10 protein-coding genes and 1 pseudogene are annotated in these 15,365 nt (G+C 69.6%); 3 read left to right on the top strand and 8 right to left on the bottom strand.

The window, feature by feature from the left end; translation table 11 throughout:
• The first annotated feature begins 86 nt into the window (after positions 1-86).
• Positions 87-3,206, top strand: a complete 3,120-nt coding sequence (locus tag OP79_RS33090) for an efflux RND transporter permease subunit (protein ID WP_033325449.1) — start codon at positions 87-89, stop codon at positions 3,204-3,206.
• 47 nt (positions 3,207-3,253) lie between these two features.
• Here the strand turns inward: OP79_RS33090 and OP79_RS58630 are convergent.
• Positions 3,254-3,352: pseudogene (locus OP79_RS58630) on the bottom strand (DUF397 domain-containing protein); the annotation flags it as partial.
• A 62-nt stretch (positions 3,353-3,414) separates the two neighbouring features.
• Here OP79_RS58630 and OP79_RS33085 point away from each other — a divergent pair.
• Entirely contained in the window at positions 3,415-3,591 is a 177-nt protein-coding gene (locus OP79_RS33085; protein ID WP_211270911.1) for a hypothetical protein, read from the top strand.
• Between the two features lie 66 nt (positions 3,592-3,657).
• On the opposite strand, the gene OP79_RS33080 is transcribed toward OP79_RS33085, so the two are convergent.
• The 6 genes from OP79_RS33080 to OP79_RS50660 are packed head-to-tail and all read right to left on the bottom strand — an operon-like array spanning position 3,658 to position 12,517.
• Positions 3,658-5,103, bottom strand: a complete 1,446-nt coding sequence (locus tag OP79_RS33080) for a purple acid phosphatase family protein (protein ID WP_169786231.1) — start codon at positions 5,101-5,103, stop codon at positions 3,658-3,660.
• Positions 5,104-5,126: 23 nt separating this feature from the next.
• Complete coding sequence (locus OP79_RS33075; RefSeq protein ID WP_078492158.1) at positions 5,127-6,296, bottom strand: endo-1,3-alpha-glucanase family glycosylhydrolase; 1,170 nt, start codon at positions 6,294-6,296, stop codon at positions 5,127-5,129.
• Positions 6,293-7,282: a hypothetical protein gene (locus OP79_RS33070; protein WP_157857395.1), complete on the bottom strand. Its 990-nt coding sequence runs from the start codon at positions 7,280-7,282 to the stop codon at positions 6,293-6,295. The genes OP79_RS33075 and OP79_RS33070 overlap by 4 nt, the downstream gene beginning before the upstream one ends.
• A complete protein-coding gene (locus OP79_RS33065; protein WP_033325443.1) occupies positions 7,279-8,541 on the bottom strand; it encodes an alkaline phosphatase family protein in 1,263 nt (420 codons plus the stop codon). The genes OP79_RS33070 and OP79_RS33065 overlap by 4 nt, the downstream gene beginning before the upstream one ends.
• Positions 8,538-10,061, bottom strand: a complete 1,524-nt coding sequence (locus tag OP79_RS33060; RefSeq protein ID WP_078492157.1) for an ArnT family glycosyltransferase — start codon at positions 10,059-10,061, stop codon at positions 8,538-8,540. Before OP79_RS33060 ends, OP79_RS33065 begins: the two co-directional genes overlap by 4 nt.
• Positions 10,058-12,517, bottom strand: coding sequence for a glycosyltransferase (locus tag OP79_RS50660; RefSeq protein ID WP_051745105.1), 2,460 nt, complete (start codon positions 12,515-12,517; stop codon positions 10,058-10,060). Before OP79_RS50660 ends, OP79_RS33060 begins: the two co-directional genes overlap by 4 nt.
• Before the next feature lie 420 nt (positions 12,518-12,937).
• On the opposite strand from OP79_RS50660, the gene OP79_RS50655 reads away from it, so the two are divergent.
• Positions 12,938-13,312, top strand: a complete 375-nt coding sequence (locus OP79_RS50655; protein WP_157857394.1) for an ANTAR domain-containing response regulator — start codon at positions 12,938-12,940, stop codon at positions 13,310-13,312.
• A 397-nt stretch (positions 13,313-13,709) separates the two neighbouring features.
• On the opposite strand, the gene OP79_RS33045 is transcribed toward OP79_RS50655, so the two are convergent.
• Entirely contained in the window at positions 13,710-15,200 is a 1,491-nt protein-coding gene (locus OP79_RS33045) for an AAA family ATPase (protein ID WP_245685539.1), read from the bottom strand.
• Between the last annotated feature and the right edge of the window lie 165 nt (positions 15,201-15,365).

The following is a 15,365-nucleotide window of genomic DNA, read 5'->3' as shown; positions in this document are numbered from 1 at the left end:
GTGTAGGGGTGGGCACTCACTTGTGCCCTTCTTGCCGCTCCAGCACACACAGCCACCCCCAGCCACAGAAGAGAGATCCGCCACCCATGTCCTGGCTGTCCAGGTTCAGCCTCGCTCAACGGGCCCTGATCGGGCTGATGTCGATCGTCGCGTTAGCTTTCGGAGCGATCGCGATCCCGCAGCTCAAGCAGCAGTTGCTGCCCACCATCGAACTGCCCATGGTGTCGGTGCTCGCGCCGTACCAGGGCGCGTCCCCCGACGTCGTCGAGAAGCAGGTCGTCGAGCCCATCGAGGACAACCTCGAAGGAGTCGACGGCATCTCCGGCGTCACCTCCACCGCCAGCGAGGGCAACGCCCTGATCATGGCGTCCTTCGACTACGGCAACAACACCGAGCAACTCGTCGCCGACGTCCAGCAGGCCGTCAACCGCGCCCGCGTCCAGCTCCCGGACGATGTGGACCCGCAGGTCGTCGCCGGTTCCACGGACGACATCCCGACCGTCGTGCTCGCCGTCACCTCCGACAAGGATCAGCAGGCCCTCTCCGACCAGCTCGACCGCACGGTCTTGCCCGAGCTGCGCGACATCGACGGCGTCGGCCAGGTCACGGTCGACGGCGTACGGGACCTCGAGGTCACCGTCACGCCCGACGACGCCGAGATGGCGCGCGCGGGGGTCAACCCTGCCGTCCTCGGCCAGGCACTTCAGGCGGGCGGCGCGACCGTCCCGGCCGGCTCCTTCGACGAGGACGGCAGCAACCGCACCGTCCAGGTCGGCGGCGGCTTCACCTCGCTCAAGCAGATCCAGGACCTGATGGTCACCGGCGAGGGCGTCAAGAAGCCCGTGCGCCTCGGGGACATCGCCACGGTCGAGGAGCAGCCCGCCACGGCGCAGTCCATCACCCGCACCGACGGCAAGCCCAGCCTGTCCGTGGCGCTGACGATGGACCACGACGGCAGCGCGGTCGCCATCTCCGACGCCGTCCAGGACAAGCTGCCCGACCTGCGCAAAGACCTCGGCTCCGGCTCGACGATCACCGTGGTCAGCGACCAGGGCCCGGCGGTCTCCAAGTCCATCTCGGGCCTGACCACCGAGGGCGCGCTCGGCCTGCTGTTCGCGGTCGTGATCATCCTGGTCTTCCTGGCCTCGGTCCGCTCGACCCTCGTCACCGCGGTCTCGATCCCGCTGTCGGTCGTCCTCGCGCTGATCGTCCTGTGGACCCGGGACCTCTCGCTCAACATGCTGACACTGGGCGCCCTGACGATCGCGATCGGCCGCGTCGTCGACGACTCGATCGTGGTCCTGGAGAACATCAAGCGGCACCTCGGCTACGGCGAGGAGCGCCAGGAGGCGATCCTCAAGGCGGTACGGGAGGTCGCGGGCGCGGTCACGTCCTCCACCCTCACGACGGTCGCCGTCTTCCTCCCCATCGGCCTGACCGGCGGCATGGTCGGCGAACTGTTCGGCTCCTTCAGCCTGACCGTGACGGCGGCACTGCTGGCCTCACTGCTCGTCTCGCTGACGGTCGTACCGGTCCTCTCGTACTGGTTCCTGCGCGCCCCCAAAGGCACGCCCGCGGACGCCGACGAAGCACGCCGCAAGGCCGAGGAGAAGGAGGCCCGCAGCCGGCTCCAGCGCAGTTACGTCCCTGTCCTGCGGTTCGCCACCCGGCGCCGCCTCACCAGCGTGGCGATCGCGGTGGTCGTCCTCATCGGTACGTTCGCCATGGCGCCCCTGCTGAAGACCAACTTCTTCGACCAGGGTGAGCAGGAAGTCCTCACCGTCAAGCAGGAGTTGAAGCCCGGCACCAGCCTGGCCGCGACCGACGCGCAGGCCAAGAAGGTCGAGCAGCTGCTCGACGGTGTGCAGGGCGTCGAGGACTACCAGGTCACGGTCGGCTCGTCCGGCTTCCTGGCCGCGTTCGGCGGGGGCACGGACTCCAACCAGGCCTCGTACACCGTCAAGGTCGCGGACTCGGCCTCGTACGACGATGTCCAGGACCGGATCGAGGAGGGGCTCGGCAAGCTCTCCGGGATCGGTACGACGACGATCTCGGCCGGTGACGGCTTCGGCGCCCAGGAGCTGAGCGTGGTCGTCAAGTCCGCCGACGCCGAGGTGCTGCGCGAGGCCGCGGAGGAGGTGCGGGACGCGGTCGCCGGGCTCGACGACGTCACGGACGTGACCAGCGACCTCGCCCAGTCCGTGCCGCGGATCTCCGTCAAGGCCAACTCCGACGCCGCCGCGGCCGGCTTCAACGACACGACGCTCGGCGCCGCCGTCGCCCAGGCGGTACGCGGCACCCCCAGCGGCAAGGCGATCCTGGACGACACCGAGCGCGACGTGGTCATCAAGTCGGCGAAGCCGGCCCAGACGCTGGACGAGCTGAAGAAACTCCAGCTCGGTCCCGGCGTGGTACTCGGTGACATCGCCACGGTGGAGCTGGTCGACGGCCCGGTCTCGATGACCAGGATCGACGGTCAGCGCGCGGCGACGATCACGGCGAAGCCGACGGGCGAGAACACGGGCGCGGTGAGCGCGGACCTCACGACGAAGCTCGACGCGCTCAAGCTCCCCGACGGGGCGACGGCGGAGATCGGCGGTGTCTCCCAGGACCAGGACGAGGCGTTCGCCTCCCTGGGCCTGGCGATGCTCGCGGCGATCGCGATCGTCTTCATGCTCCTGGTGGCGACCTTCCGGTCCCTGATCCAGCCGCTGATCCTGCTGGTCTCCATCCCGTTCGCGGCGACGGGCGCGATCGGTCTGCTGGTCGCCACGGGTACCCCCATGGGCGTACCGGCGATGATCGGCATGCTGATGCTCATCGGCATCGTGGTGACGAACGCGATCGTCCTGATCGACCTGATCAACCAGTACCGCAGGCAGGGCTACGGAGTGGTCGAGGCCGTACTGGAGGGCGGCCGCCACCGCCTCCGCCCGATCCTGATGACGGCGTTGGCGACGATCTTCGCCCTCCTCCCCATGGCCCTGGGCATCACGGGCGAGGGCGGCTTCATCGCCCAGCCTCTGGCGGTGGTGGTCATCGGTGGCCTGATCACGTCCACGCTGCTGACACTGCTGCTGGTCCCGACGCTGTACGCGATGGTGGAACTCCGCAAGGAGCGCCGGGCGAAGAAGCGCGCGGCGAAGCGGGCGGCTCCGCCGTCCCAGCCGGCGGAGTCCGGGGAGCCGGAGCCGGCGAACGTCTGATGGATTGATGGTGCCCCGTACGTTCGCGTACGGGGCACCATCGTGCGTTACGCCTTCAGGGAGTTGACGAACCCGTCCCAGGCGGCGGCTGGGACGACGAGTACGGGGCCGTGGGGGTTCGCTGTCGCGGACGGGGACGACGCCGGGGAAGTCGTCGGTGATCTCGACGCATGCCCCCCGTTGGCGTTGCTGTAGCTGCTCCGATGAGTTGGAGACGGAACTGCTCGGCTCGGCCGCGTACGTCCTGGACGCGGCCAAGTCGCTGTTCGACGAACCGGGCGCGGGGAAACGGGAGTTGCGCTTCGCCGGTGTACGACTGGCCGAAGCGTTGGGGGACGCGTTGCGGATCGCGGTGAGCAGAGGGGCGCGGCTGCCGGAGGGCTGACCGCTCAACGCATGGGTGGAGTAAGGGAGGCATTGACACCGTGGCGGCGTACTGCTGCCGGCCGTGTCAGGGGGTGACCGTGTAGTTCTGCACGTCGAAGGCCAGGCCCAGCGCGTTGGTGGGTGTCACCGTCACCGATGTGCCGTCCACCGAGACCTTCAGGAAGTGGTAGACCTGCGCGTCGTCCGTCGGGACGGGTGCGGTGCCGCAGGCCGAGCCGCGGTTGCGGCTGTAGGACCAGCCGACGGCGTACGCATCCGTGCTCGAACAGCCTTCGGCGCCCACGGAGCTGACGTCCGCGCCTCCGCCGCCCGTCACATACGTGACCGGAGTCGTCGCGTTGCGCTGGTAGATGTGCGAGTGGCCGTTGAAGACGAGGTCGACACCGGCGTTCGCGAGCGTCTGCTCGACGTCCGCGAGATAGCTGTCGCTGGGCTCGCTCGCGCTGTCCGAGTGCAGCGGGAAGTGGAAGAAGGCGAACTTCGCCCCGGTCGGATGGGCCGCGAGATCCGCCTTCAGCCACTCGTACTCGGCGGATCCGTGCTGCCAGTGGGCGTGCGCGTCCTGCTCGTAGATCTCGCAGTGCGAACCGCAGGAACCGCCTGTCGCGTTACCGGTGTTGGAGTTCCCCCACGCCGTGGTGAGGACGTAGAAGCGGATGCCACCGGTGGTGAAGGCGTAGTACGTCGTCGGGTAGCTGATCGCGTTCGAGCCGAGGTACGAGGGATAGTCGACCATCGCGAAGACCCCGCCCGACGAGGCCGTCAGCGCCGGCTGCTTCCACACCGACAGATAGGTGGCCGTCGAGCTGTGGTTGCCGACCGTGCCGAGGAGTGGAATCCGCATGCCGGGCTGTGCCCAGTAGGACGGCCCGAACCATGAACTCACATTGGGGCCGGTCTGGTTGAGGTCCCCGTACTGGGTCTGCGAGGTCCCCGGGTGAGTGTTGTCGCCGGTCTGGACGACGAAACGGGAGCCGCTGGATGCGATGAGACTCATGATCTGGGCCTGGTTCGCGTTCACCGAGCCGTCGTTGACCCCGCTGTTCGCGGTCTCGCCCGTGTCGCCGAGCACGGCGAAGGTGAAGGGCGCCGTCGAGGAGGCTGACTCCGGTGTGGTGAAGCTCGGTGTGGGCAGCGTGCCCAGAAGGTCCGTCCCGGACGCTGTGTAGACGCGATAGCAGAAGCCGGTGCTCGCGCTCAGGCCGGTCAGCGTCACCGAACTGGCGTACTCCCGGGTCGTCCCCACGGTGATCGGACTGCCCAGCGTCGCCGAAGTCGCCGTCTGAGCGGAGCAGTTGCCCAGCGGGCCGTAACGGACCGAGCCTCGGCTCTGCGTCGTGGTCGCCCAGTTCACCTGCACCGAGGTGGTCGTGGCGTCCGAGAGGTACGGCGCCCGGGTCAACTGTGAGCTGGCGCCCGGAAGTTCGGCGTGCGCCGGAGCGGTGAGCAACAGCGCCGTACTCGCCCCCACTGCGAGGGCGAGTACGGCGCGATGCGTTCTCCTGGGCATGGGCACTCTGAAGGTCGTTCTGTTCATGTTCTTCTCTCTCTTCTCGTCCTGACGCCCCGCAGCCGGGCCAGCGCCGCGACCGAGACCATCAGCAGCACTGCGCAGCCGACGATTCGCAGCAACCCGGGCCAGTAGCCGAGGGGTTCATGACGGGCGGCTCCCGAGGAGGCGGGCGGCACGGAAGGAGAGGCGGACGCGGGAACTCCGCGCAGCCGACGCAGTTCGTCCAAGGCCTGCGTCCCGTGTGCCACCGACGGCTCCACATGCGAGTTCTCGCTGAACTCGTTCCAGCTGATCAGCCCGAGCACATCCGGGCGTGAGGCCACGGCTGCCGCGTACTCGGTACGCAGCGTGCGGCCGTCGTCGCGCGGCACCGACTTGGTGCCGCCGACGAGGCGTGCGTCGAAACCGGGCGCGAACGGCGCCATCCAGTAGCCGCCCGCGCGGTGCGCGGTTTCGGCCATGGCGCGCAGCTTCACCGAGTGCCGGTCGTTGGTGTCCGGGTTCACCGACGACCAGTAGTACGCGTCCCCGTCGGTGACCCGTGCCAGCCTGCGGATGCCCTCCGGGTTCTTCTCCGTGCTGAGGACGAGCATCCCCTTGCGTACCGGCCCGGTGATCCGCGCGATGTCCGCGGTCGCGTACTCCCAGGTCCCGCTGAACACCGTCAGCGGCTTCCCGCCGAGCCGGAAGAAGGCAGGGTCGCGTGCGTAACGGTCGTGCAGAAGACGGAAATCGGCGGCCACCCGGGCCGCCGCGAGCGGACGGCGCCGGAAGTCGAGCCCCTGATAGATGACCGCCACCTTGAAGTCCTGCGCCCGTGCCTCGGTCAGCAGCAGCTCCAGACGCCGGTTGTTGACGGCACTGGACTTCCAGCTCACCACGAAACCGTCGATGCCGGCCGACCGGGCCCATCCGATATGGGTACGGATCACGGACGCGTCGTCGCTCGAGTACCGGCCCAGGCGCGGGTGGTCGGTCTTGGCCCGCTGCCAGGAGGAGCGCTGGAACCACTGGTAGTAGTACGCGAGGAGCGGCGTCCGGGTCCGGTCCGCCGAGCCCACGGTCACCGGTGCGCCGGCCCGGGACGCCACGGCGGACGGCGGAAACAGCAGCCCGGCCACGACCAGGGCCAGCCCGGCCACCACAAGGGCAGGGCCGACCCGCAGTGCGGTCCCTCTCCTCGACGTCACCCTTCATCCCACCGTCGGCGCAGTACCCGTCCCACCAGGAGCAGCCCGACCGCCACGGCCGCCACCGTCCCGACGGCCAGCACCAGATCCACCCGGCTGACCACGCGCATCTGCACGGCCTGGGTCCGCGAGAGCCGGATCTGCTGCGCGGCCCGCAGCCCCTTGCCCCCGGTCACCTCCACCTCGTACTGAGCGTGCGGCAGATCCCGTAGCGTCGCGGTCCCGTCCGTGCCGAACGGCATACTGCGTACGGTCCCGTCGGGCAGCGTGACGCGTGCTCCGCTGCCGGTCGCCGAACCGAACACGGCGTCCTGCGCCGAGACGGTCAGATCGTGGAAGGGCGTCGCGAAGGTCACGGACCGCTCCTCGGCGGGCCGGAACCGCTGCCGTCCGGCGTCGACCGTGTTCGCGCCGTACGCGTCGGCCGCCAGCAGGACGTAGCTGACCCGCCGCGAGGACAGCACACTCTTGCGGTACACCGGCAACAGCCCGTCCAGCCAGACCGGACGGCCCACCGGCAGCCGCCGCGTATGACCGGTGTCGCTGCGTACGGTCACCGAGGGCACCCGCTCCCGGGGCACGGCCCGGCCGTCCTGGTCCACACAGCGCACCGTCACCCGGAAGCGGGCCGTGAACGCCGCCGTCACGGTGTAGTCCGCCCGCAGCGGCAGCCCTTCGACGGTGCGCCGGAACGCCTGGTCGGGATCGCGCTGACCGGCCCACCGCGCGAAGGCGAACTTCCGCCCGCCTGAGCCCAGTTCACTGTCGTCGACCTTCAGGGTGTGCCCGCCGAAGTCGTGCGCCCCCGTGAAACGTGCCACCCCGTCCGTACCCGTGACGGCCGTCCGTCCGTCGAACACGAAGGGCACGCCCGCCAGTCGGGGAGTCGTCCGCACCGTGACGGTGACCGGGGGCGCCGCGAGTGCGGGAGTCGGCACCAGGACCAGGCTCCCCAGGACGACGGCGAGAAACACCAACCACCTCATGTCATACGCCACTTGGGCCGCACCGCCCCCCACAGCAACAACGCCACCACGGTGCACGCCCCGCCGTACACCGCGTACACGGGCACGGGCGAGGGCCGGTGTGCCACCGGAAGCGCGGCCTCACGCGCTTCGGCGGGGATGAGCTCGGCGCGCCGTGGCGGAGCACGGAAGTCGAAGGCGTCGCCGAGGCTGCGGGCCTGGGACACGCGTCCGCCCAGCTTCCTCAGCCCCCAGTTCTCCTGCACGAACCGCAGCGCGCTCGCCGCCTCGTACTGTCCGTGCTGCACCGCGCCGCGCGCCGTGTAAGGGCTGACCAGCAGCGCGGGCACCCGCAGCCCGAGCCCGGCCGGCGGCTTCACATGGTCGTACCAGCCGCCCGAGCCGTCGTACGACCACAGCAGCGCCGAGGACGACCAGTACGGACTGACCATCAACCCCGATGTCAGCTCGCGCACCAGCCGCTGTCCGGCCGGCACGGACCGCTCGGAGCGCTCGCCCGCGCCCGAGGAGGCGATGTACGCCACCGAGGGCAGCGTGCCGCGCTCCAGGTCCCGGTAGTACTCGCTGAGATCGGCGATGTGGGAGTTGAGCTTCGGGTCCTTGACGAAACGCGGGATGTCGAGGAGCGGCACCCGCACGGTCTGGGTGTCCGAGGCCGAGGCCGCCCGGTAGGTCTTCTTCGCGTCGTAGTTCTGGACGTAGAACTTCCAGCTGACGCCCGCCTCTTCCAGTCGGTCGAAGACGGTGGGGCCGTCCAGGTCCGCGGCGCCGGTCACCCAGTGGGCGCGGTTGGCGCGGGTGCCGTCGAGCGAGGAGGCGAAGTAGTGGTCGAACAGCTCGTAGCGATCGGCCGCGTTCCAGTAGAAGGGCACGTCCCTGCGGTCGTAGTGGCCCATCACCACCCGCCCGTCCCTGCCCTGCCGTTCGAAGGCGGCGACGAAGGAATCCATCCGCCCGCGGTTGTACTGCTTCCGTACCAGCCGCGGCCCCGCGCCGGGCGAGACGGGAGCGGCGCCGTGCAGCGGATACGGCGCGAGGAGACCGTCGCCCGGATGCTGCGGATCGACCGCCTGCCGGGTCTGCGCGGGCAGCCCCTCCGCTCCCGGATAGGTACCGAAGTAGTGGTCGAAGGTGCGGTCGCCCTGCATGAGATAGATGAAGTGATCAATGGGCGTACGGGTAGCGGGGGTTGCCGCGGTGGCCGGGCCGGTGGCCGCCGCCATGAGCAGCAGTACGATCGCGACGAATGCCGTCCTCATGACGCGTTCACCCGGTACACGACCACGACCCGCACCCCGTCCGCGTTGCGCGCCGTGAACACCGCGTCACCGTGGTAACGCCCCACCAGGTCCTGCAACTTGGCAGTGAAGAAGGGTGTACGACGAGCCGTGTAGGCGTCCCACACCAGGTACTGGAAACGGCCCTCCCGCAGGGCACGGTCCGGGTTCGGGACGGGCCGGTAGCTCGGATTGCGGCGAGCGGGATCCGGTGAGACGGACAGCGCGGAGACCGGGTGCAGCCCGTAGTACTGCACCACGTTCGCCATGGACGGTCCGATGGCGAGAAGCCGCGAGCCCTCGGGCGCGTGCGTACGCACCCACAGGCCCGCCTCGCGTCCGCCCGGCAGCCCGCCGGTTCCGGCCAGGAACCGGGTCCCCGTCTGGGGTGCGGTCCGCAGCCAGGACGGGACGGCGACCGACACGACCACCAGACAGACGGCCATGACCGCCGCGACCCGCTGGGCGCGCACCACGCGCGGCAACGAGGTGAGCGTCCGCCCGGCCAGCACCGCGAACACCGGTGCCGCGGGCAGCAGATACTGGAAACCCTTGACCGGCCACACGGTGAAGAACAGCGTGGGCACGGCCACCCAGCACACCAGCAGCCGCTCCCGCCAGGTGTTCTCGCGCCGCAGCCACACCAGCCCGGCCACGGCCGCGAGCACCACCAACGGGCCGACGGCCCAGGGAACTTCCCACGCGTAGAAGTAATAGGGGTGATTGGCGCGCCGGAACATCTGCCACAGCAGATAGTTGCCGCCCGCCTTCGAATGCCCGGCCAGCAGCTGCGACAGCGGATGCGCCACCGCCACCGCCCCGACCGCTCCGAGCGCGGGCAGCAGATGCCGCCAGCGGATGCGTACGGCCGGGGTCAGCGCGAAGAAGGCATACAACGAACCCAGGAAGACGAGCGACGTCTCCTTGGCCAGGACCGTGAGCCCCAGCACGCCGCCCGCGGCAAACAGCCAGCGTGGCGTGGGCGATTCGGCGTAGCGGATCACGCAGTACAGCGCGCCCGTCGCGCACAGGACCATCGGCGCGTCGAGCAGCACCTGACGGCTGACGACGACGTGGTACGGCATCACGGCGAGCAGCAGTGCACCGATGAGCGCGGCCCGCCGCCCGTACAGCCGGTGGCCCAGCGCGTACGTCAGCCAGACCGTCGCCACGCCGAGCAGCGCCGGCACCGCGCGCGCCATCCAGTCGCTCTCGTGGATGCGCAGCGCGAGCGAGACCAGCGACTGGAACAGAATGGGATGAGCCCTGAACACCGGGAAGAGCGAGCCGAGTTGATCGTCTCCCGCGAGGGACGCCGACGTGCCCGTGTACACCGCCTCGTCGCTGTTGAACCCGGTGCCGGTCAGTCGGTAGAAGCGGAGAAGCGCGGCGGCGAGCAGCACGCCGACGAGGGGCAGAGCCGCTCGGACCCCGGTGCCGGAGAGTGCCGGCACCGGGGCGGTTCGGGGTGCTTCCCCGGGGAGCACGGACCGTTCGGTCATGCGGCGGCGCCGCCGGGCAGCAGCCCCCAGCGCGGCCAGGCCTCGGCCACGGCCTGGGACACGTGCTGCGCCTGTTCACCGGCCAGCAGCCTCGGGATCTCGTCGGCCCAGCCGAAGCTGTCCGACGCCAGCACGCGGGTGCGGACGCCGGAGAGGAAACCGGCGAGGATCTCCCGCTCCCGGGCGCGCAGTTCGGTGTGGTCGAGACCGCCGATCCGCAGCGCGGGCGCGAGATAGCGGTACGGCGGGAAACCGTACGCGTCCTCGGTGTTGACGAGCATCCGCTCCAGGGCGTCGGCGGAGTCGAGGTCGTACAGGGCAGGTGTGCCGCGCTCGATGACGAAGAGGTCCTTCACCTCGGTGCTCGTTCCGAGCCGGCACGGCACGAGCCGGTCGACGGTGTACTTCGGCGGTGGAATCAGGATCTGGGTGATCGCGTTGATGCCCATGATGGGCAGGTTGAAGCGGGCCAGCATCAGCGCGATGGACCGCCCGCCCTTGGAGTGCAGCCGCGACTGGAAGTTGAGCCGGCGCCACTCCTTCTTCGTGAGGTCCTCGGCCTGCACGGCGCGCAGCGTGTGCGCGCTGATGGTGAGCGGCTTCGGGAAGCAGACCGCGCGCCCGGTGGCGTCCACGACGGTCATGTCGTCCGACAGGAACCGTCCGCCCTGCTCTCGCAGCAGCCGCAGTATGGTCGCCGTCTTCCCGGTGTCGGTGAGCGCGGACAGCATCACCCCGTGCCCGTCGAGCTCGACACAGGCGGAGTGCAGCAGCATGCGCCCGCGGGAGATGAGCACGAACCGCAGCAGTGCCTCGACGACGTTCGTGTACACGACGTGCGGGGAACGGGCGAGCAGCGGACCCACCTCGACGGTGATCGGCGGACCGAGGCGTACCCGGAAGTTGGCGCCGAACCTGCCCAGGTGCTCTTCGTAGCGCAGGGCCGCCGAATCGCCGTGGTCCTCGGTGAGGGCGGCCCGTCGGCGGGGCATGCGCCGCCCGACGTCCCCGACGCGTACGGCGATGTCGACGTCCGCGTCCGGGATCCACTGCGCGCGGAAGAACTCCAGCTCGGGCAGCCGGATCTGGGAACCGATGGTGACGGTGCCGGCGACGTCGTACCGGTAGGGGAGGTAGACGGAGCGCTTGCGGCTGGGCGCCGCGGCGGTCTCCGCCTCCGTATCCACCAGCATCTTCACGGGATCGCGTCGATTGACCTTCTTCTCACCGCCCCGGTAGATCACGCGATCGCTGATCAGGAACCGGAGCAGGAAGAGGCCCACCAGCGTGAGGGCGTTCGCGGCGAGCACGCCCGTGCCCGCGACGACCAGCCATTGCAGCAGCGGCAGCCGGGCGACGAGCAGCAGGTTGTTCATGGCGAAGAACCGCCCGGCGCGCCCGTACCAGGTGCCTTGGCGCTGTCCCTTGCGGTAGACGACGGTATCGGTGAGGACGAAGTTCCAGGCCGTCGAGAACTGCGTCGCGAGCGCGGCGCCCACCAGGTGATGCACGCCGAGGACCTCGAAGAAGAGCCACAGCGCGGCGGTGTTGACCACGATCCCGGATGCTCCGACCGCGCCGAACGCCGCCATGCGCAGCAACTGCCGCTGACCGCCCGCCACTCCGCTGCGCAGCCGCCCCATGTGCCGTACGAAGGCGAGCCCTTCCCGCAGCGATGCCTTGGAGCGGCCCGCCTCGCGGGGGGCGAAGGTGTAGGCGACCTCGGCAACCCGGGCCGCCGGGTGCCGGATGAGGATCTCCAGCAGGATCTTGAAGCCGACGGGCCGCAGCAGGTCGGCGTCGATCGAGTCCCTGCGGAACGCGAAGAGACCGCTGAGCGGATCGCTGACGGTGGCCAGACGACGCGGGAAAGCGGCCTTGACCAGGCGTGTCGCGGTCGACGACGTCGCCTGCCGACTGCCGCCCGCCAGGCCCTCGGACTGCCCGGCACCGGCGTAGCGGGTGCCGACGGCGATGTCGACGCCCTCGCGCATCGCGGTCCGCGCGAGCAGCGCGGCGGCCTGAGGCGGATGCTGCAGGTCCGCGTCCATGACCAGGACCCAGGCGCCGCGCGCGGCCCGCATGCCGGCAACCACCGCCCCGGACAGACCTCCTGAGCGCCCGCCGGACGGACGGTGCAGCAGACGGACCGGGACCGGGGAGTCGGGCGCGAGGGCCGCGACCTCCTGGACCGTCGCGTCATCACTGTCGTCCACGAACAGGATTTCCGCACCCAGCGGGACGAGAGCCGGGGCGAGCCGGTCGAGCAGCAGCGGAACGCTCTCCTGCTCGTTGCGGGTGGGTATCAAGACGGTCAGCCGGGGCGCGGCACCGTCGCCGCGCGCTCCGCCGCCGAGCTCCTGGATGCCCGTATTGCCCGAGTCTTGGATATCGGCCACTTCATCGACATCGGCCACTTCGCGGGCCTGTGTACGGGAATTGATGACGTTCGCCATGGAGCTCCCCTGTGCGTGCCCGTGACGACGCAGCGCGACGGACACCGAAGCCGCCCGAGGACACGGGCGGAGAAGCAAGCGGTGGCCCTCTGCGACGTACGGTCTCGACGCGGCGCGGGGAGGTGTGGGACGTGCCAGAGGTACGGGTCATGTACCGGGCTCCATGGTCAGGAGCGGATCCAGAGGCTAGCAGCGAGCTCGTACGGTTCGTGCGCCATTCGGACTGTATCTGCCGGTAATTAGCCTGCTGTTTACCGGGGAAGGTCCCAGAAGCTCACTTCAGTCACCCCAGTCACTCCAGCATCACCAGTGCAGGTCAGACATAGCCGGACCCCCGCATTGATTACAAGAAGGTGAAACTCTGCGCATACTTCGTGATCGCTCCGTGGAAGCCGGCATTCCGCCATCACCATGACCCGTATGTCTTCCGACGGATCAGCAACGATGCCGGAAGTCCCCGCGCATGTCTCCGGGGGCTCGCCGCCCGCCTCCGCGCCGGACAACGCGGTCATGCTCATGGACGCCATGCGCGCGATTCTGGCGGTGATCGACGAGTTGGAGACGCTCAGGACCGAGAACCGGCAACTCAAAGAGGCCCTCGAGGGCCGCGCCCTCATCGAACGGGCCAAGGGCATGCTCATGGCCCGCAGAGGCTGCGACGAGGCCGGCGCCTTCCAGATTCTCGTCGCCCTCTCCCGCCAGCAGCACCGCAAAGTCCGCGCGGTCGCGGCGGACTTCGCCGAGGGGATCGCACCGGGCGGACCGGACGCACCTGCCACGCCGGTCCAGGCGTAGCCCTCGCGGATCAGTTCGCTCGGGTGGTGTGGGTGATCTCGGTGTGGACCGGGCCGGGGGCGCCATGAACAGGGTGTTGGCGGCGCGAGCGCCGCGTACCCGACGCATACCGGGCAATGAACGACCGCGAGGCCCGACCCTGGCCTGAAGACGCTCCGGCCTGGCGCCCAGGACGACCTGGCCGCCGCGCAGGTCGGCATTCGTCGAATGATCCGTGCAGGTAACCGTGTCGGCGATGAGGCTTGAGTGCCGCCGGACGGGCTCAGAATCCGTATCTGATCCCCGATTCGGTGAGGCCGTGACAGCAGCCGGCCTGGTACGGCCAGTCGTCAGCCCTTCCGTGGAGCGCGAGCCCTTGTCAAGGGACACCCCTCACTGGCGTTGCCCGACGGAGCGTCTACGCCCCGCCGTACAGGCGCCCCAGATCCACGAGGACCACTTCGCCGCGTTCGGCCGCTTCCTGCAGGGCCGAGGTGAAGCCGACGCCGCTGTAACAGGCCGGGCGGGTGTGGCTCGTGTCGATGCCTCGGGATGCGAGGAGTCCCAGGATGTGGCGGAGCCGGTCGAGGTGGCGTACGTCCATGGCCTTGTTCCACTTCGCCTCGCCGATCGACAGCAGGATGCCGTGGTCCTGGCCGACCGCGCCGCGTACGACGACGTCGACCTCGTGGGAGGTCCGTGCGGCAGGATCGGCGACGGTTCCCGAGGTGACGTCGATGGGCAGACCGCCGAAGGTGTCGGGTTCGGCGTGCCAGGCGACCCACTCGCGGCACAGGTGCTCGAAGTGAGGGCCGACGACCTTGCTCAGGAACGTGTCACGGGACAGGGACCAGGCCGCCGCAGGGTTGCTCTGGCGGGTCAGGCGGGTCTGGTTGGGGCGTATCACCGCGTGATGGAACGTGATCAGCGGTTCGGCGATGCGATACGCGCTGCGGTTGCCGCGGAAGGCGTCCGGTTCCACGGTCAGCAGTCCGCACCGCTTGAGCACCGTCAGTGGCTGCGAGATGTCTGTCGCCTTGCGGCCCACCGCGTTCGCGATGCCACCACTGGTGTGGTTGCCTGCCGCGACCGCCGCGAGAACGGAGTGGTAGAGCGCGCGATCGCGTACGTCGGGTTCGGCGGCCAGCAGGAACTCCGCCTCGCCGTACAGCGGACGGGCCGGGTTGAGGGCCGTACGGCAGACCCAGTTGTCGAAGTCGTCCAGTCCTGTCGGCGCGTCGTCGTCCACGAACTCCCGTCGGTAGGCCGGGGTTCCGCCGACCACCGCGTGGGTGACGACCGCGAGCCTTGGGTCGGTGATTTCCCAGAACCTGGCTGCCTCCCGGTAGCCCAGGGAATGCACGACGAGGTCGAGTCCCGCGCGGCCGTACAGCGGTGACGTACCGGACAGTAGCCCGCCCATGAACGACATCGCGCTGCCGCAGAGGAGGATGCGGGGGTGGCGGCGCAGATGACGGCCCGCGCGGACACCGATGGCCCGCTGGAGGCGGGATGGGAGGGAGGCGTCGCCCCGGACCAGATAGGGGAACTCGTCGATGACGATCGGGACGGGGCGCTGCGCAGCCAGGTCGAAGAGCAGTTCCAGGGCTTCGGTCCAGTCCTGAGGACGGAGCGGCACGGGAGCGTCAGTGAAGCGTGCGATCTCCTGGCCGAGGAGACTCAGTGCCTCGGCCCGCGTGCCCTCGACGGCGGCGAAGTAGAAGCCGCCGGTCGCTTCGGTGAGGGCTTCGAGCAGGAAGCTCTTCCCCCGTCTGCGACGCCCGGACACGACCGCGAGGCGCGGCCCTGGCTCCTCGTCGGAGACGAAAGCGGTCAACTCGCTCCACTCCCAGTCACGGTCGAAGATCTGGGGCGGCTTGGGGATGGAGCTGTGGGAACGTCGCGTCACAGGGCGCCTCGTTTTTAGTGGCGTACCTCTAAGAAGTACATCCCTAAAAACGAGAACACACGTCGATGGACACGGGCGAGCCCGCATTGCGGCACCCCGGGGACCGCGGGCGACGGCTGTACTGGAAGGCGGCGGTCGGGTTCCCAACTCAACGGTCCGGTGCTC

This window comes from Streptomyces yerevanensis, assembly GCF_000716805.1.
In the GTDB taxonomy this organism is placed as follows: Bacteria; Actinomycetota; Actinomycetes; order Streptomycetales; family Streptomycetaceae; genus Streptomyces; species Streptomyces flaveus.
The sequence above is the reverse complement of the archived record's forward strand: the minus strand, read 5'-3'. Positions and strand labels throughout refer to the sequence as shown.